15 protein-coding genes and 1 pseudogene are annotated in these 18,436 nt (G+C 40.5%); 14 read left to right on the top strand and 2 right to left on the bottom strand.

Translation table 11 applies throughout. The features are described 5' to 3' along the window. Positions 1 to 3 precede the first annotated feature (3 nt). The 10 genes from cydD (at position 4) to ACK8P5_RS12650 (ending at position 12,261) form a co-directional block, all read left to right on the top strand. Positions 4 to 1,779 (top strand): thiol reductant ABC exporter subunit CydD, encoded by a 1,776-nt coding sequence (gene cydD, locus ACK8P5_RS12605; RefSeq protein WP_422661268.1) that lies wholly within the window; start codon positions 4 to 6, stop codon positions 1,777 to 1,779. After that, positions 1,776 to 3,503: a thiol reductant ABC exporter subunit CydC gene (gene cydC, locus ACK8P5_RS12610; RefSeq protein WP_422661269.1), complete on the top strand. Its 1,728-nt coding sequence runs from the start codon at positions 1,776 to 1,778 to the stop codon at positions 3,501 to 3,503. The genes cydD and cydC overlap by 4 nt, the downstream gene beginning before the upstream one ends. 247 nt (positions 3,504 to 3,750) lie before the next feature. After that, positions 3,751 to 4,257, top strand: a complete 507-nt coding sequence (locus tag ACK8P5_RS12615; protein WP_422661270.1) for a hypothetical protein — start codon at positions 3,751 to 3,753, stop codon at positions 4,255 to 4,257. A 94-nt stretch (positions 4,258 to 4,351) separates the two neighbouring features. Then, the gene (locus ACK8P5_RS12620) at positions 4,352 to 4,615 is read left to right on the top strand and encodes a hypothetical protein (RefSeq protein WP_422661271.1); all 264 of its coding nucleotides are present in this window, start codon (positions 4,352 to 4,354) and stop codon (positions 4,613 to 4,615) included. 186 nt (positions 4,616 to 4,801) lie between these two features. Then, on the top strand, positions 4,802 to 5,248 hold the full coding sequence (locus ACK8P5_RS12625; RefSeq protein WP_422661272.1) for a GNAT family N-acetyltransferase: 447 nt from the start codon (positions 4,802 to 4,804) through the stop codon (positions 5,246 to 5,248). Positions 5,249 to 5,485: 237 nt separating this feature from the next. Further along, positions 5,486 to 6,364 (top strand): EamA family transporter RarD, encoded by an 879-nt coding sequence (gene rarD, locus ACK8P5_RS12630; protein WP_422661273.1) that lies wholly within the window; start codon positions 5,486 to 5,488, stop codon positions 6,362 to 6,364. Positions 6,365 to 6,656: 292 nt separating this feature from the next. Further along, positions 6,657 to 7,355 carry a ribonuclease toxin immunity protein CdiI gene (cdiI, locus tag ACK8P5_RS12635; RefSeq protein ID WP_422661274.1) on the top strand — a complete coding sequence of 233 codons (699 nt, stop codon included), beginning with the start codon at positions 6,657 to 6,659 and terminating at the stop codon, positions 7,353 to 7,355. A 335-nt stretch (positions 7,356 to 7,690) separates the two neighbouring features. Beyond that, entirely contained in the window at positions 7,691 to 9,697 is a 2,007-nt protein-coding gene (locus ACK8P5_RS12640; RefSeq protein ID WP_422661275.1) for a DUF5054 domain-containing protein, read from the top strand. A gap of 298 nt (positions 9,698 to 9,995) precedes the next feature. Beyond that, entirely contained in the window at positions 9,996 to 11,564 is a 1,569-nt protein-coding gene (locus ACK8P5_RS12645; RefSeq protein ID WP_422661276.1) for a maltose/glucose-specific PTS transporter subunit IIC, read from the top strand. A 4-nt stretch (positions 11,565 to 11,568) separates the two neighbouring features. Then, positions 11,569 to 12,261, top strand: a complete 693-nt coding sequence (locus ACK8P5_RS12650) for an N-acetylmannosamine-6-phosphate 2-epimerase (RefSeq protein WP_422661277.1) — start codon at positions 11,569 to 11,571, stop codon at positions 12,259 to 12,261. Positions 12,262 to 12,534: 273 nt separating this feature from the next. Here ACK8P5_RS12650 and ACK8P5_RS12655 read toward each other — a convergent pair whose 3' ends face one another. Then, positions 12,535 to 13,077 (bottom strand): copper amine oxidase N-terminal domain-containing protein, encoded by a 543-nt coding sequence (locus tag ACK8P5_RS12655; RefSeq protein WP_422661278.1) that lies wholly within the window; start codon positions 13,075 to 13,077, stop codon positions 12,535 to 12,537. A gap of 212 nt (positions 13,078 to 13,289) precedes the next feature. Between ACK8P5_RS12655 and ACK8P5_RS12660 the strand changes: the two genes are divergently transcribed. The 3 genes and pseudogenes from ACK8P5_RS12660 (at position 13,290) to ACK8P5_RS12670 (ending at position 16,189) form a co-directional block, all read left to right on the top strand. Beyond that, complete coding sequence (locus ACK8P5_RS12660) at positions 13,290 to 14,207, top strand: helix-turn-helix domain-containing protein (protein WP_422661279.1); 918 nt, start codon at positions 13,290 to 13,292, stop codon at positions 14,205 to 14,207. Positions 14,208 to 14,688: 481 nt separating this feature from the next. Beyond that, a pseudogene (locus tag ACK8P5_RS12665) lies at positions 14,689 to 15,627 on the top strand (phosphotransferase enzyme family protein); the annotation flags it as partial. A gap of 205 nt (positions 15,628 to 15,832) precedes the next feature. Further along, positions 15,833 to 16,189, top strand: coding sequence for a hypothetical protein (locus ACK8P5_RS12670; RefSeq protein WP_422661280.1), 357 nt, complete (start codon positions 15,833 to 15,835; stop codon positions 16,187 to 16,189). Positions 16,190 to 16,330: 141 nt separating this feature from the next. Here ACK8P5_RS12670 and ACK8P5_RS12675 read toward each other — a convergent pair whose 3' ends face one another. Continuing rightward, positions 16,331 to 17,101 (bottom strand): class I SAM-dependent methyltransferase, encoded by a 771-nt coding sequence (locus ACK8P5_RS12675; RefSeq protein WP_422661281.1) that lies wholly within the window; start codon positions 17,099 to 17,101, stop codon positions 16,331 to 16,333. Between the two features lie 94 nt (positions 17,102 to 17,195). On the opposite strand from ACK8P5_RS12675, the gene ACK8P5_RS12680 reads away from it, so the two are divergent. Next, a complete protein-coding gene (locus ACK8P5_RS12680) occupies positions 17,196 to 18,212 on the top strand; it encodes a S66 family peptidase (protein WP_422661282.1) in 1,017 nt (338 codons plus the stop codon). The last annotated feature ends 224 nt before the right edge of the window (positions 18,213 to 18,436 follow it).

Genomic DNA, 18,436 nt, shown 5'->3' on the forward strand with positions numbered 1-18,436 from the left:
ACTGTGAAAAGGAAATCCAGTCTGATTTCTCAACAAATGTCTTCACAAAGAAAAAATATAGTTCTCCTCGCAGTCATTTCACTTGCGCTTGGTGCAGCTATTTTGAGTCAGGCTGGATTACTTGCTGAAGCGGTCCAGCGGGTTTTCGTGGAGCGTGCTACCTTTTCATCGGTTATCGTACTGCTTGGCCTGCTTCTGGTTGTTATGGTTGTACGCACACTGTTGTCATATGCAAACGGTAAGGTTGGACTGCGTATGGCTGCAATGGCCAAGACGAATATGCGAGCAGCCGTACTTCAGAACTTGACTCAAGCCTCCATGCCTTCAACCCTTCGTGGGCAGACAGGCGGGAAGGTCAGCACTCTACTGGATGCGGTGGATGAGGCTGACAGTTATTTCAGTCAATACATGCCCCGGATGATGGAAGCAGCGATCATCCCGATTTTGATTCTGATCGTTACATTTACAGAGCATGCCAACACAGGTTTCATTATGTTGTTTACAGCCCCGTTCATTCCGCTGTTTATGATTTTGGTAGGGCTTAAAACGAAGAACAAATCCGAAGAAAAATATGCACAGCTGGCTGAGTTCTCGGGTACATTCTTAGATTCTCTTCAAGGACTGGTGACACTAAAAATATTCGGACGTGCTCACCGTCAGCAGCAGGAGATTGAACGCAGCAGTCTAGGTTACCGAGATGCCACGATGGGCATTTTGAAGATTGCATTTACGAATACCTTCATGCTGGAGTCGATCGTGATGCTAAGTATCGGCATTGTCGCGCTTGAACTAGCCATCCAGCTGCTTGTTTTCAAATCGATGACGTTCCACACCGCGTTTCTTGTTTTGCTGCTCGTTCCTGAGTTCTACAGCCTGTTAAAGAATACGGGAACTGCCTTTCACAGCGGTCGAACAAGTATGGGGGCTATTCATAAGGTGGAGCAGATGCTTGAGGAAACAGCAGGGAACAGCCAAGACCTAGATAGCACTGAAGGTGCGGATACCTCTGAGAAATTCGCAGAGATCGACAACATGCCGCCAACCATAGAACTGGGCCATCTCCGGTTTCAATATGCGCCGGATTCTTTCGAGCTTAAAACTGGAGAGATCACGATAGGTCCGGGAGAGCACATTGCTATCGTTGGCAAAAGCGGCTCCGGCAAAACGACATTGCTCCATCTCATTGCAGGTCTCCTTAAGCCAGTATCAGGAACGGTTCGGGTGAATGGAAGCCCACTTTCCCAATTGGATGAGGATGCATGGTTTAAGCATGTCAGCTACATTACACAGCACCCGTATATTTTTACAGGCACATTGGCTGAGAATATTGCAATTGGTGCTGGTAGAAACATTACCGGTGCTGAAATAGAGCGGGCAGCGGAGGAAGCCGGTCTTGCTGCGCTTACAGCCCAATTGGAGCATGGACTGAGTACCTTTGTTGGTGAAGGAGGCAGGGGATTATCTGGTGGGGAAAAACAGCGACTTGCGTTGGCACGAGCTTTTTTGAAGCGGCCTGACATCATTCTGTTTGATGAGCCTACCGTTGGTCTGGATTTGCACACCGAGCGGGTATTGCAGCATTCCATTGCTAAACTGGCAAGAACGGCTACGATGATTACGGTGGCTCACCGATTATATACCATTCAGCATGCTGACAAGATCTTATTCATGGACCATGGAGTGTTAGTGGATGCCGGACGGCATGAAGAGCTTATGGAGCGCCTGCCACATTATGCCGAGATGATCGATATAGAGCGCAAAAGGGGGGAAGCATCATGAATGAACTGGCTGTCCTGTCAAAGGCGATGATTCAGGAGCGAAAAGACATCTTGCTTTCGATTCTGGGTGGATTCATCGCAGGCATAGCGGGTGTGGCACTCTTTTCTGCGAGCGGGTATCTCGTTTCGCAAACCGTGTTTGCGCCACCGCTATATACTTTGATTGTACTGACCTCGACGGTCAAACTGCTGGGTCTACTTCGGGCGGCAAGCCGTTATGGAGAGCGATTGTTTTCTCACCGGGCGACGTTCTCGATACTTTCTCGTTTGCGCACCTCCTTTTTTGCCAAGCTTATTCCTTTAACGCCGGGTATATTGAATAGAAATCGAAGTGGGGATCTGCTTGCGCGGATCGTTGGGGACGTAGAGAGCTTGCAAAACTATTTCCTGCGAGTGGCATATCCCCCCATCATTGTCGTGATGGTGTTCTTGGCTACGGTGTTGTTTACCTCTGCCTTCTCGTTCTGGATTGCTCTTCTGTTTGTCATCGGCATGTTCTTAGCAGGATTCGTTGTACCGGGCATTGTTTTGCTCGGGCAGCGGAAAATACTTGGACGCGTTCGCGACCAGCGGGCGCAGCTTTCCACGGAGCTCACCGAAGTACTATATGGTTTTCGGGATTTAAAAGTATACGGCCAATTGGCACAGCGGGAGCAGCAGCTTCAGCAGGCTTCCGCAACACTTGCAGCTGAGCAAAAGCGAGCAGCAGAGAACTTGCTCCGCGGGCAAGCGATGCACACTTTGGTTACGTTTCTCATTTCATGGGGAGTGCTCGCGCTTGGAGCCTACTTGATTATGGATGGAGCACTTGCCGGGGTATTTCTTGCTATGCTAATCATGGCCTCTTTAACCGTGTTTGAAGAAGCGGCGGCAATGGCTACATTACCCGCGTATAAGGAGGATAGCGAACATGCAGCCAAACGATTGACAGAAACGGTTCAGCCTTCTGAGGTGCAGGTATCGGAGCCAGAGGGTGCGTTGTCTCTTAATCAAGCCGTTTCGTTAGAGCTATCCGGTGTTACGTTTCAATATGAAGGGGAGTGGAGACCGGCGCTTAACGATATTTCCCTGCATATTTCACCTGGCTCCAAAACAGCGATTGTCGGCCCGAGCGGGTCAGGAAAATCAACGATTATCGAATTATTGCTTAAGCTGCGTAGACCAACAGTTGGCGATATACGACTAAACGGCGTTTCAGTAATGGAGCTGGACGAGAAGAGCATCTGGGAAGCGGCTAATGTCGTGTTGCAGCAAAGTCATTTTTTCCGGGGAACGATTCGCGATAACTTGCTACTGGGCGAGGAAGAACATACTGACGAACAATTGCTGGATGTGCTGGCTAAAGTACAACTGCCAGATAGATCGTTGACTGATATGGTCTATGAAAAAGGGGAGAATCTATCGGATGGGGAGAAGCAGCGGCTGGCTCTGGCGCGAGCACTGCTCCGCAAAGGACGTCTATGGCTTCTGGACGAACCTACCTCATCGATGGATTATGTGACAGAGCAGCATGTGTTGAAGCATCTTTATGCACAGACCGCTCAAGATACACTTATTCTGATATGTCATCGTCTTACTGGATTGGAAGAGATGGATCGAATTGTGGTCATGGACCAAGGCAAGATCGTCGAAACAGGTTCTTATTCGGAGTTAATGGAGCAAAAAGGCTATTTTTATGAAATGAAGCAAATTGAACGGCAAATGATCGGAGAAGCTGCAGTGTAGTGTAATAAGTAGAAAGCCCAATGATCAGGATTTAAGAATGCTGTCTAGGGCCAAGAACAAGTGTACAAGAAGTCGCTATTATAGCGGCTTTTTTTTATTTTATCGGTATAAGTTGTTGACCTAGCTCTGGGATAATAACTTGGGATTTATTGACTAATAAAGAATATTTAAATATATTTGCATTAATATTAATCCAACACAACCCTTGGATTTTTTGGTATTTATAAATATCAAAGGTGGGACATAAATGAAAAAGATATTACTCATTATTTTTTTGTTTTCTCTTATCTTCATATTAACACCGAGCAAAATAAAAGCTTTATCATGTATCAGTCCTCCGTCAATAGAAGAATGGTTTGAGTATACCGATGCAATTGTCATTGCGAAAGTTGAAGAAATAAAAGAAGGATCAAGTCGATATAATGATGTCATCTTAAATATTTCAAAAAGTTATAAAGGAGTTAATGAAAAAACAATAACGATGAAAGAAATGGCTGATTGGGGAACAAGTGCAGTTGGTGAGGAATATTTATTATATCTGCAAAAAACAGAGGATGCATGGGTAAATGCATCATGTTATTCTATGCTGGCTAAACATGCAGATGTAGAACTGAAATTCCTTGAAAATAAACAAGAAATAAAACTTCACGAGAGAAATAAAGACGTTGCTAGTTTTATGTACTTTATCGTTTTTTTCGTTGTCGTTGGAATCCTTATATTATGTTTTAAATTAATTAGAAAGTATAAGAAATAAAATGATGATGAGTATCGGGGGAAAACATCGTGATTCCATTGCAATATAGGAACTGGAAGCCAACGAATCATATTAAATTTTGAGGAGGGGCAAGATGTTTAATTTTGAATTGGGATTAGTGTTTTTAATCGTACTAACACTAATAATTATTGCAATCTTTTATGCATTTGTATTTTTGGACTTTATCAATCCAAGTGCTCTTCAAGTTCAACTATTAGGTGTACATATGATACTGTTCGGAGTAATTGTGTTATTGGCATTTGAAGGTTCTTCTGGATATGGATTTACCTTTGGGTTAATAGGGCTTATTACAGGAATTTTTGGTTCATTTAGAGAACCTAAAGAGTCCAAAAATTGAGGTTTTTTTGAAATAACGTAACGGGTCACGATAGATCGATCATATTAAAAAGGCAGCTGATCATTGTATCGGCTGTCTTTGTTAAATTAATGGGCAGTTTAGCTTGGAAGGAAAGAGTGCTGTTTTCTAGAATTGTAGTATAAGGAACGATGTTCTCTATATTGGATTTTTACAAAGGAGATACTAATGGACTTTCAAAAGCTGGATCAAGATGGACTTACAGTGCTAGAGGAATGGTTCAAAGATGCTGAGGTATTAAACAGGTTAAATGGTAGAGTACCTTTACTACAATGGTATAACTATGTTGAGCAGAGTCCTGATTATTTCGCATGGATGGTATTTGAAAACGGCGTTTCAATAGGTCAAATTACTGTGGAGCTGTATGAGGATCAAACAGCGGCCATAGATATATTAACAAATCCTCAATTGCGTTATAAAGGATACGGTACTAAAATGCTACAAACATTACTAAAACGCTCGGAACTCTCATCAACACAGATGATAAAGGTAGGAATTGAAACTGATAATCATGCAAGTATAAATTGTTTTAAAAAAGTGGGTTTTGTTGAACATGGTTTAGATAAAGATGGACTACTTGAACTCACTTATTACTTGAATTTTAGACGAGATTGAGCTTACGGAACAAGATAGTAAAAAAATATCTATAGTTTGGGAGGCTTGTTGCGCTAACGGATATTGTAAGGTAATTATGCGCACAGAAGAGAAAAATTTACGAGATACTATCCTTCCTATAGTAAGTGATACAATACTTTAACATAATATTTGGGCAATATATCAATCCCTTTACTTAAAAGATGATCGAGGCGTATAATTCGTTAAGACATCGAAGTGAGAAGAGGGAAATTGATTATGAACAACGGCTTGGTTAATGCTATTATCGCGTATATCATGTGGGGGGTTCTCCCACTTTATTGGAAGTTGTTTAACGATGTACCAGCAGGAGAGATTCTGTCACATCGGGTTGTCTGGTCGTTTGTCTTCATGGCTATTGTCGTCGCCGTCCAACGTCGCTGGGGTGACATGAAGCGGATTGTGGCTAACCGCGCGCTCCTGCTGTCGCTAACCGCTAGCGGGCTATTGATCGCTGCTAATTGGCTCATCTTCATCTGGGCGGTCAACAACGGCCATGTGGTCGAGACGAGTTTAGGTTATTATTTAAACCCATTGCTTAATGTGCTGCTTGCGGTTGTCTTCCTTCATGAGAAGCCCAACCGTGGCCAATGGCTAGCGGTTGCCATCGCTGGTGCGGCGGTGCTCATCATCGCCATTGACTACGGACGGTTCCCATGGATCTCAATCTCACTGGCCGTGACGTTTGGCTTGTACGGTCTCGCGAAGAAGAAGATCGGACAAGACGCTTCTGTAGGCTTGCTATCGGAGACGGCTGTAGTCCTGCCGGTTGCGCTAGGCTACTGGATCTATTTAGCCATCGTGGGAAAGACGACCGCATGGACGCTCCCTTTATCCACGTTCGTCGAGCTGCTTCTTTCCGGCGTGGTAACAGCGCTACCGCTGCTTTTCTTTGCGCGAGCGGCTGCCCGGATGGAACTGTCCACGCTAGGATTCGTACAATACATCGGGCCAACGATCATGCTGTTACTGAGTGTATTTGCGTTCAAGGAATCGGTCTCACCCGTGCTTCTTATCGGCTTCGCGCTCATCTGGACAGCCCTTGTCGTATACGCTACGGCATCACTTCGTGGCACAAAACTTGCGAAGGCAAACTGACGGAGTAAACGTCCAAGCACCCGGTAACATCATAACAGCTATTTTCTCTCGAATCCGGAGGAGAATAGCTGTTTTCTTTTGGGATGAAGCACGGCGTCTGAAACATAATCAGTTGCAGGGCGGTAAAGCTGAAACCTATTTGCATGATGAAAGGAAATGTAAAAAAAGTACGAACATCAAGGAGCAATCATGTATTTGGTTGAAGTAAAATAAGTATTCATAACTCTCGATTGGCAACAGAAATTTTACAAGGTTATGTTGGTACTAGATACTATAAGAAATGAGTGATTCAATGAAGATCGTATTTAATTTTAATACTAACGAATATTCTTATACATACTGTCTTTCAATAGTTGAAGACATGCAAAGATATCTTGGGATATCGAAACAAGAAGCAGTAGATCGCATCAATAGTTTTTGGAAAGATGTGGATCTAACAGGCGATGAAGATCTTATATTTCATGAGAATCCAACTTATTGGGCTTACCAAATATTCAGTGATGATAGTGCATGGTGGAATATGAAGAAGGAAGATATTACTCCACGAAAATATACGAAATCAAAAGTTTGTATTTATCCTGATGAACCATTAGAATTCGTCACGCTGTCTGACTTCAAAATTTTAAAAGAAGACGAAAAAAATTTACTCAAATTGTACTACTCCCATATTCCTGATGAAAAATTTATAGGTGTCTTGAGAAATTATCAGAAGTTACGAGGGAACCAGGAAGATAATATGTGGTGTGTTTTTGCAAATGAATTTGATCCCTGGGATGATTTTTATTTTGGAGAAACGGGAGTTATGTACTTTATTAAATCACCTCTAGACGATCAAGAATTTGCTGTAGATAACGAGCACTTCTTTAACTATCTTGAATATGCAAGCTTGGAGTACTTAAAACGAAATCCAAAAGCTGAACAAGTTGTAAAGGGTTATTTAAATCAGATAAAAAATAAACTGGGGCTAAACAGTAAAGATGTTAAATCATGATTTATGAAATAATACAAAAATGAAGTGGTTTCTGTAGTTATAGCTCAGTTAAAAAGATACTACTATTTATAAGATGGCAGCCGATCAACGCGATCGGTTGCTTTTTCGTTATGCTAACCTGCTCTGCGAGTCATTTGGATTTAATAGATTTTTTCGTGTGAAATAGTTGGTAGACACATTAAAATGTCAGGATTTTATAAAGATATGTCCGTATAAGATAAATACTAGACGGATGGAATCATCTATTATTACTTCGAATACTCCAAAATATGCTGAGATGTTAAGTAAACAACAATTTCACGACGTATTTGACTAAGAAAGGCGTGATTATAGTAATGAAAAAAATCTATGTGGTAAACAAAACTCATTTTGACATTGGCTTTACCGATCTAGCAGAGAATGTCTTGCACAAGTATTGCCATGATTACATTCAAAACGCTATCACTCTAGCTGAAGAGTTAAGAAAAGAAGGCAAAGACTTTGTTTGGACAACAGGTAGCTTTCTTATTGAATATTACTTCAAAAACATGGATGAAGAAGCTTGTAAAAAGCTAGACGATGCCATAAAGAAAGGTTACATTCGTTGGCACGCAATCCCATGTACGTTTGAATCTGAAGCTATGACACCACAAACTTTACATTACATAACTTCAATCTCAAAGAAATTAGATGCTCGTTATGGATATAAAACTACAAGCGCAAAGATGACTGACGTCCCAGGACATACGATCGGGATTGTTGATGAGTTATATCGTCAAGGCATTAAATTCCTACACATTGGTGTGAATGGCTCGAGCTCAATTCCAGAAGTTCCAGATACATTTCTATGGAAGAATGGCGAAAGTGAGGTCATTGTCTCGTATTCAGACGATTATGGCGGCGTAATCGGAATAGATTGCATGGATAACAAGCTGTCGTTTATGCATACTCATGATAATAGTGGTCCAGGCACAAAAGAGAAAATTAATGCCTTTTTGTCAAAAATGGCGAATGAGTATCCAGATTATGAGCTTGAGATGACTTCAATGGATCAGTTTGCAAATGAAATTTGGGAAGTACGTGACCAACTGCCTGTTATTACAGAGGAGATTGGGGATACTTGGATTCACGGATTGATGTCTGATCCGAAAATCATTCGTGATTATCGGATCTTAACCAATTACATGTCTGACAACAAAATAGAAAATGATGATGCTAATTTCTACGCGATGTTAGTTCCAGAGCATACTTGGGGAATGGATATCAAACGCTATTTCAGTGACTATATGAATTATGAAAAGAAAGACTTCCAAAGAGCGCGTAGTTTAGACCAAATTACCGATCATGATTTAACCTACGCTTATGGAATTGTTAAAGATGCAACGCTTAAAGAAATGCAATACACTTATAATGAGTGGACTGATCGTTCGTACAAATTTTATGAGTCTTCATGGAAAGAACAACGTAAGAACATTGATCGTGCAATAGCTTGTTTGGAGCCTGAAGATCAAATTAACATTAAAAAACTTATCGAAGTTCCATATCATACCTTCGATAACCAAGGTAATGAATGTGGTTTGGAAGAATTGATTTCGGTAAACGGATATCAAGTTATGTTTGCAAGCGATGGTTCAATTAACCACTTAGAAAAGGATGGAACACTATACTTTGATCAGGATCATAAACTCGGGGTTCTGAGCTACACAATTGCTGGGCAAAATGACTATGATAATCTACGTTACAACTATTTGCGTGAAATACAACATAATTGGTGGGCCATTGACTTCTTAAAGCCAGGGATGGAAATACAAAAACGCATTCAATTGAATGAAAACTTCACACCACATGTTGTGAAATTAGTTAAGGAAAATGATTCGATTATTGCAACTTTAAAGTATAGTGAGCGAGCTGTGCAGGAGTATGGTGCTCCAAGAGTTGTAAAGGTTAAATATCAATTTGGAGATAAAGTCGAAATTGCACTCTTATTAAAGGATAAAGATGCCATTCGTTATCCGGAAATTTATTCTTTTGACATGACACCACGTTTGAATTCGCCGTACTTGACTAAGATTCGTAAAATAGATACCGTTATTTCACCGTTTGAAGTGGTAGGTCACGGTAATAAGTTGCAACACATGATTGAAGAGTTAATTTACGATGGTAGCGATAAAAAAATAAATATAAAACCTATTGATGCCCCTCTTTTGGGAATCGGAACTAATAACAATTTAACTTATAACAACAAATACCATCAAGACAACAATAAATTTACGTTTACACTATTGAATACAACTTGGGGAACTAATTTCACGATGTGGTATGAAGAAGATATCTTTGCTCGTTTTGAATTAGTGTTGGGATAAGAGTTTCCTCGAGCATGGGGACTCAATAATTGATTAACTATGAAGGCAGCCGATCGAAATGATCGGTTGCTTTTTCTTTTAAGGCACGCGGAAACTACTTCATAAGGTATATGCCTAATGGATCTAGTCACATTTCACAGTTTGAATAAAAAGATTCACTCTAGAAAATAATGAACTAGAAAATAATGAAAATCAGGACGAGCCTTATAAAGAATTGCTAGGAGTGTCCTTTACACGCTACTTCAAGTACAAACATGGTTGTTGAAGATCTAAAAAATTAGAATGAGAGGTCCCCCTCATGAAACAATACTTTGAGAAGGCGCAAAAATTCGGCAAATCCTTCATGCTTCCTATTGCAGTGCTTCCGGCGGCTGGTCTCTTATTAGGCATCGGCGGTGCACTATCCAATCCGAATACGATTAACTCCTATCCTTTTTTAGAAATAACATGGCTTCAACAGATTTTCACCGTAATGAGCAGTGCTGGGAGCATCATTTTTGATAATCTCGCTTTGATCTTTGCCATTGGCGTTTCCGTCGGGATGGCAAGAGCAGATAAAGGAACAGCAGGACTCGCAGCAGGATTGGCCTATTTGGTAATGAATGCATCAATCCATGCGATGTTGATTAATTCCGGGACGCTTGCAGCGGATAACCTAGCCGGTGTGGGACAGGGCATGGTGCTGGGAATACAAACGTTACAGACAGGGGTCTTGGGCGGAATTATTGTTGGATTGGTCACGGCATGGTTACATAACCGGTACAACAAAATAGAGCTTCCACAGTTTATTGGCTTTTTTGGAGGTTCTCGGTTTATTCCAATCATTTCGTCCTTTGCGGCCATATTCATCGGTCTTGTTTTATTTTTAATCTGGCCGACGATCCAAGTTGGTATAGCTAATCTCGGTAGTCTAGTGGATAAGACCGGTTATATCGGGACGCTGTTTTATGGATTTTTTCTACGTATGCTTGGTCCTCTTGGGCTACATCATATTTTCTATCTTCCATTTTGGCAAACCGGCTTGGGCGGTGTTTTGGAGGTAGCGGGCAAAGTATACGAAGGAACACAGAATATCTTTTTTGCACAACTAGGCGATCCCGCTACGGAAAAATACTTTGTGGGAACCTCGAGATTCATGTCAGGACGTTTTATTACAATGATGTTCGGATTGATGGGTGCAGCACTGGCCATTTACCATACGGCTAAGCCTGAACGAAAGAAAATGGTTGGTGGATTGATGCTATCAGCAGCACTCACATCATTTTTAACAGGTATTACTGAACCCTTGGAATTCTCATTCTTATTTGTTGCCCCAATACTGTATGTAATTCATGCTGTATTTGATGGGTTTGCTTTTATGCTGGCTCATATTTTTGAAATTACAATCGGTCAGACGTTCTCCGGTGGATTGATTGACTTTATCCTGTTTGGAATTCTGCAAGGTAACGCGAAAACGAACTGGATGTTAGTTCCGGTAATTGGTGTGATATGGTTCTTCCTATATTACTTTACGTTTAGAATTCTGATCCTTAAACTGAATTTGAAAACTTCGGGGCGCGAAGATGAAGCAGAGGTTGAATCTGTAGTGGCCTCACCTGCGAACAAAAGTACATCATTGGAGTCTGGAGAATCCAGATCGACCGCAATACTAAACGCACTTGGAGGTGCAGAAAACATTGTAGAACTGGATTGCTGTGCTACACGGCTTCGAGTTTCTGTCAATGATCAGGATAAGGTGCAAAAGGACGCATTTGCAGCCACAGGGGCTAAAGGTGTTGTATTTGTCGGGAATGGTGTGCAAGTGATTTATGGACCTCAGGTCACGGTGATCAAGAATGAGATCGAGGAAATTCTGGAAAAGGAGTGATGTAATGAATAAGCTAGACCTAATAGGGCTAAAAGGTGGTCTTGTAGTCTCTTGTCAGGCATTGGAGCATGAGCCTCTTCACAGTCCGTATATTATGGCAAGAATGGCTGTAGCTGCAAAAGAAGGCGGGGCCATAGGGATTCGGGCCAATACAGCAATAGATATCAAAGAGATAAAAAAGCATGTTGAACTCCCCGTTATTGGAATTGTAAAAAGAAATTATGGGACCAACCCCGTGTTTATTACAGCGACGATGCGTGAAATAGATGAATTAGTCGATGCTCAGGCGGAGATCGTTGCCTTAGATGCAACGCTCCGTCCAAGACCAGACGGTAAGACATTGAACGAATTTGTCAGTGAGATCCGCAGGAAATATCCTGAACTACTATTGATGGCAGACATTTCAACAACTGCTGAAGCGATAAATGCGGAGAAACTTGGTTTTGATTTGATATCTTCGACATTAGTAGGTTATACAGAGGATACAGCTGAAACTAAGTTGTACGATAATGATTTTGCCATATTAAAAGATATCGTGTCCCATGTGAAGACTCCGGTTGTAGCTGAAGGAAATATTCTAACGCCGGAGATGGCAGCCAGTTGCCTGAAAGCAGGAGCGTATTGTATCGTTGTTGGCGGAGCTATTACCCGCCCGCAGCAGATTACAGAACGCTTTGTGTCGGAGATTTCTGGATAGATATAAAAATATCAAAATACATTGAAGAAGTATCCCCTAAAAGTTAGTCATGGTGATGATATCAGGCAGCTTCTCAAAATGAGTTCGGTACACCACCTTCTTGAATCTACATTATAGATAACTCTCAGTGCCACTGAAAAAACACCTCCAAGATTGTATCCATATCTTACGACATGGTTGCATTCTCTTGAGGTGTTTTAATAATTTCATCTTAACAGATGGCCTTTTTTTGTTGTTTATCAAGTGGGAAGGATATAACTTTCTGTCGCGTCTTTACCGCTGCGTCTGGCTTATAATTAAGACATCTGTCCCTTGCTCTAGCTCAACGGAAAGTTGCAGCACTTCACTAAAAAAATCCTCCAAGACGAACAGAGTGTCGTTAATTATAACTGGAGATATTCCAAGCGAGATCGGCTTTCTTTCATTATACAAATAGTAATCTAAGTCTTTCTGTACCGTTGTCCATAACGTGCCTTTTCTAACTTCTGCCGAACGAGACGCTTGATCCCACTTCACTGTGTAGCCCATCTTTTCAGCAACCGCTCTAAGTGGCACAAACCGATACCCATGTCCGGTGACCAAGTATGTGGGATCGTCTTCTGTTTTATCTCCTCCTTTAACGATTTTAACACTGACATCTGTTTGTGACGGAACAACATTAGTTGTTCTTTTGCCTGCAGAGACGTCATCTCCCATAGGGTCGACCAAAACCGATGATGTTCCTCCAACAAAAGCTGAATGAGATACAGTGCTGGTAAAACCTAAGAGGCAACTACCAACGATGGTGAAAGTTAAAATTTTAAAAGGTAACTTCATGGCATGGAGACCTCCTTGATATTTAGTAATCTTACTTTCTATAACGTAAGGAAACAGGATAAAGTTAGGGAGTATCTATACCTAATTGAAGTATAAAGACAGTAAACTAGAATTATTGTATTATATTGCGGATTCTTAACAAAAAATGTTCGATTCATGCAAAGCAATGTTATGAAAATATTCCTATAATTTTATTAGAGAGGAGGCGCATAGTGAATAATCTTAATGCTTTTGAGAGTGTAGTGGAATACTTAGAGAATATTGTACAGTCTTCTGATGAGGTCGATTATAACATTATTTCTAAAATTGTAAGTTGCCCTGCCCCACTATTTCAACGTATTTTTACATATGTTACAGGGATTTCAATTAATGAGTATTTAAGGCGACGGCGATTAACATTAGCGGGTCATGATATAAGAAATGGCAATGAAAAAATCATCGACATAGCTACAAAATATGGCTTCAATTCTCACGCTTCTTTTACAAGAGCTTTTAAGGAGCACCACAATGTTTCACCCTCTAGTGTTAGGAAGGATGGAGAAAAACTTAATGATCATCCACGCACCTCCTTTACAGATATTAGAATTGTAGGAGGCAAACGAATTATGGCAGAGCTAAAAAAAATCGAGTATGCACAATTTGGAAGCCGGAAAGTTGTGGGTATGATGAAAATGACCTCATTTCAAAAAGCAGGAGAAGAATGTTGGAGTGCGGCATTCAAGGAAGGCGTTTTTGATAAAATACAACAAGAAGTTGAACAGTGGTTTTGTAAAGATATTGATGATTATGTTGGACTTGGGCATATGAGTAAATTTGAAGGAAAAGATAATTTTCAATATATCATAGGTAAATATGTTGAACTTGATGCACCTGTTCCAGAAAATATGTATGCAGAAGATATAGCGTCTGGAACGGTTGCTAAGATATGGATTGAAGCCGACAACCTTAACGATATTATTGATAGTGCATACTTAATTTGTTTCGAAGCAATTGAGAAAACAGGATACAAAATTGACTTTGAAAACTTTTATTGGTGTGATGTATACACATATGACCGATACTGCAAACCGATCGAAAAGGGACAGAAGATTATTCTTGATTATTTATTGCCCGTTATCAAAGATGAATAGCTTAATAGATTCAATTAAATAGGTAGATTGCTCAATCTGATCACCTAACGGCAGGATAGTTCCAAACTATTCTCGAATATCCTACATATAGACCAATCTCAAAGGAGTTATTATCACTATTAACTTATACGTATTCGATAGAGCGATAAAGGAGGTTTTGACTATATATGAATGAGCAAAGTGCAAAAAATAAGATCGCTTGGGAGCATCGTGGTTGGAAGAATGAAAACATTCCATGGGAATTTACAATTGTAGCTACTAAATAAACGAAAAATTCTAATTCAAAGATTATCTATTAAGTCACCATCGACTATAATTGAGGTTTAGATTGACTGGAGGAGATTTTATAAATTATAACGAGGTTGTTAAAATCAGTGATGCATACTTACTTCCATTAATATCTGAGTTGTATGGGTTGAAGGGATATGATATCCAACAGATTCCGCCACATAAAGGGGGATGAAATGTCGTCTATGTCTGTAAGAAAGAAGGTACGGGCGCAAAAATACTCCGAATTACTTTCTTGCCTGACAGAAGCGGGATAGATTTTCTAGCCGAAATGGAATATGTAAGGTATCTATCTGAGCACGGAGGCAGCGTCTCCAATGTCATCAGCTCCCAGCAGGGGAATTTGGTTGAAGAGATCACGCATAATAATCACACCTTCTTTATCTGCCTATTTGAAAAGGCCAAGGGAAAACAGCTGGTAGAAAATCACTATAAATACCGGGAAGACGCACCACTCTCTGAGTATTTTTATAATTGCGGAAATGCCCTGGGGAAACTGCACGAAATATCGAAAAGTTATAAGCCAGTCCATTACCGGCATAATTTTTCTGACAAATTCAATACCGATTATATAGATAAACTGATCCCCGACTCATTATCTCTGCTTAAGGAGAAGCTGGTAGAGCTCCTTAAAACCTTAGAGGGATTGGATAGGGACCGTGAGTCTTTTGGTATAGTCCATTTTGATTACAACGATGGCAATTATTCGATAGACTTTGATACCGGGCAAATAACCGTATATGATTTCGATAATTCATGTTACTGTTGGTATATGTTTGACATAGCGAGTCTCTGGACAAACGGAATGGGCTGGATACAATTTGAACCAGACATTATTAAACGCAAAAAGTTCATGGATGATTATTTTGAAATAGCTCTCGCGGGATACAGGTCCGAGAGTAGAATCGAGAATTCGATGTTGGATAAGTTGCCCTTATTTATCCAAGTAAATCTCCTGGAAGGTATAATAGATGTATTCGAGGTAATGCGGAACAACGGCGAAGAGCCGCATTGTGATGAGGAGTTGTCGTATCGTATAAAGTGTCTAGTAGACGATATCCCGTATATGGGTTTCTTTCATGAAATTTACTCGTGTGAAGAACCCTTTATGTGTGAGAAACGAGATATATAGGTATTCGTAGCATAGATAGTTGAATAAGATAAGAAGGCAGCCGACCAATATGATCGGTTGTCTTTTCTTTAAGGTAACGGGCAGGGTAGCGAAGTTTGAATAACCCTGCACAAGAGTGACACATTATAAATAGTTGTTTGCATGGTATATTGAAAAGTTTTCTTAAGGATAGAAGATTTGCTCCAAGATTTTAAGGAGGTTAACAATGGATTGGCAAAACATTGACGAAATCTACACTAAACCACCTTTTTCATTAGTAAAGGGGAATATTATCAATCTCACAGTTAAAGTTGAAGGTGATTTTGAACAATTTGAATCAAGTCCTTTAGGGATGCGAGCTATTCTGACGCATTGGATTTATCAAATTCCTGGGAAGGATATTAAACCGTTTAAACTTCAAGGGTATTCAAAAACCGACAAATCATTTTCAGCAGAATTAAAAATATGTAGGAAATCTAAAGAAGTCGATGAACTGAGATTATTTTGCGAAGATATTGCATTTGTATTTGATAACGAGGATATCTGTATTACATCTTGGGAGGTAAAGTTACTAGAAGGCTAAGTTTCAATAATGAAGAAGTGTGAGTAAAAAAACATAGTAATATTAGAAGCCGTAAATTACGCGGTTTTTTGTATTTATGTTATCAAGTCCTTGTCCAAACATAATGACAAGAACTTGGTAACATTCCAGATATGATATCATTTAAGGTTTTTGTGCGAGGTACAGGTCCATTGTGTCATATACCTTTAGACTTCCACCCAAGCAATTGATTGCGCTGGATATTTCCTTCTCTAATCCGTCTTTCACTTGTTTTGGAAGAGCTCTATGATCGGAATAGCTGTTTAATAAGGCTACATAACTCTCTGCAGTAAAGGTTCGAGTTTGATAGAACAGCTTCGAAAGACTATGACGGAAGCCGTTTTGTTGAAGGTCATCCATGATTGTTGTGCAGTCCTTAATATCAAATTCAATAATCGGTCTATTAGATGGCCGGTACTTGTTGTATATTTTACGAATCTCCTGATGTAGTGGATCATCTATTCGATTTACAAAAGGGTGATTCCAAAAGAGTGCCAACACGCCACCGCTCTTCAATAGATCATAAGTTTTGGAATAACTAATCTCTTTAGGAATCCAATGAAAGGCTGTGGCAGAATAGATTAAGTCATATGTATTACTGTTGCTGATGAATTGCTCATAATCACCTTGAATTACCTCAAAATTAGGATAAGCAGCGAATTTCTGTCTTGAAAATTCTGCTAACCTATCGCCAGGCTCAATTGCTGAAAGCTTACATTTGGTTTGAAGGATTGGCAAAGTCGCCTGCCCTGTTCCAATCCCGATCTCAAGAGCTTGTTTCGTTTCATTTATACCTGAGTATCGAATGATTTCATCGAACAACTCCGGAACATAGGTTGGGCGCCATTTATCATAATTCACTTCATCCTCGTTAAATGTAAGGCGTAATTCCATTCTATAACACCTCGCTTTATTAAAGTAATGTATGTTTGAATGGTTCTATCATAATACAATTAGCTATTCGATCACATATGTGGAGGGTGTCCAAATGATCCGTTATCCTAATTTACAAGAATGTACCACTATTGGTGTCACAGCACCTTCATCAGGTGTAGATGATTCCTTACATCATATAGTCAAGCAAGCGATCAGGCGCATAGAAGCCAAAGGATACACAGTGCATTGCTGCGAGACAGTATGGACTCAAAAGAAGGCAAAATCTGCACCTGCTGCTAAAAGAGTGGAAGAGCTAAACGCCCTACTGGAGGATGAACAAGTCGGACTGATCTTCCCTCCATGGGGTGGAGAGCTATTGATAGAGATAATAGATAGAATCGAATATGCCCGAATACAGCCAAAATGGATTATGGGCTACTCAGATATAAGTGTTTTGTTGCTGGCTGTTACATTAAATTCCGGAATCGCTACAGCGCACGGCGTTAACTTGGTTGATATAAGAGGGGAGTGTTCTGATGAGACGACTGCCATGTGGGAAGCTGTACTGACTACACGAACAGGTGAATCTGTCCAACAGCAGTCTTCTAAGTTGTATCAAAAGAGTTGGGATCACGATCACCCTTCGCCATATGTGTTTCATCTAACGGAACCTACAAAATGGCTGTCAACATTAAAAACAAATGTTCGAATGCAAGGGCGGTTGCTAGGTGGATGTATCGACGTCATTAGGCATTTGATTGGGACACCATATGGCGATGTACGGAAATTCCAGCGTAATATCATCCACAGCGAGCCGATTATATGGTTTCTTGAAAATTGTGAGCTGAATGTAACCGACCTTCGACGTTCGCTTATTCAAATGAAACTAGCAGGTTGGTTTGATCATTGCAGTGGCATTCTATTCGGACGGAGCGATGCGAACACGCCGATCAATGGCTACGAAGTTTTGGATGTGTACCGAGAGCTTGCGGAGGAGATCGAAGTTCCAATAGTTTACGATATTGATTGTGGACATGTTCCTCCACAGATGACGTTCGTTAATGGCGCAGAAGCAATAGTAGAAGTTAATAACGGTAAGGCTACCGTGATACAGTCCTTCAGGCCGTAAAAGTTGCTAAGTATCTAACGTCTTGGAGCAGTGTACCGGGTGGTAGTTGATCCTTTTTTCGTTAAGCTAATGGGCAGGATAGTTTAGAAAGGCATCAACTTCCCCCAACAGCTACATAGCAATCGAGAAGAATTCACATCAACTAGACCATGGTATAATCGAAAAAAATTGAAAATTCTGAATGTACTCGTAGACAATTAATTACATAAATTAAATCCATAAAA

This window comes from Paenibacillus sp. EC2-1, from assembly GCF_049311625.1.
In the GTDB taxonomy this organism is placed as follows: Bacteria; Bacillota; Bacilli; order Paenibacillales; family Paenibacillaceae; genus Paenibacillus_AQ.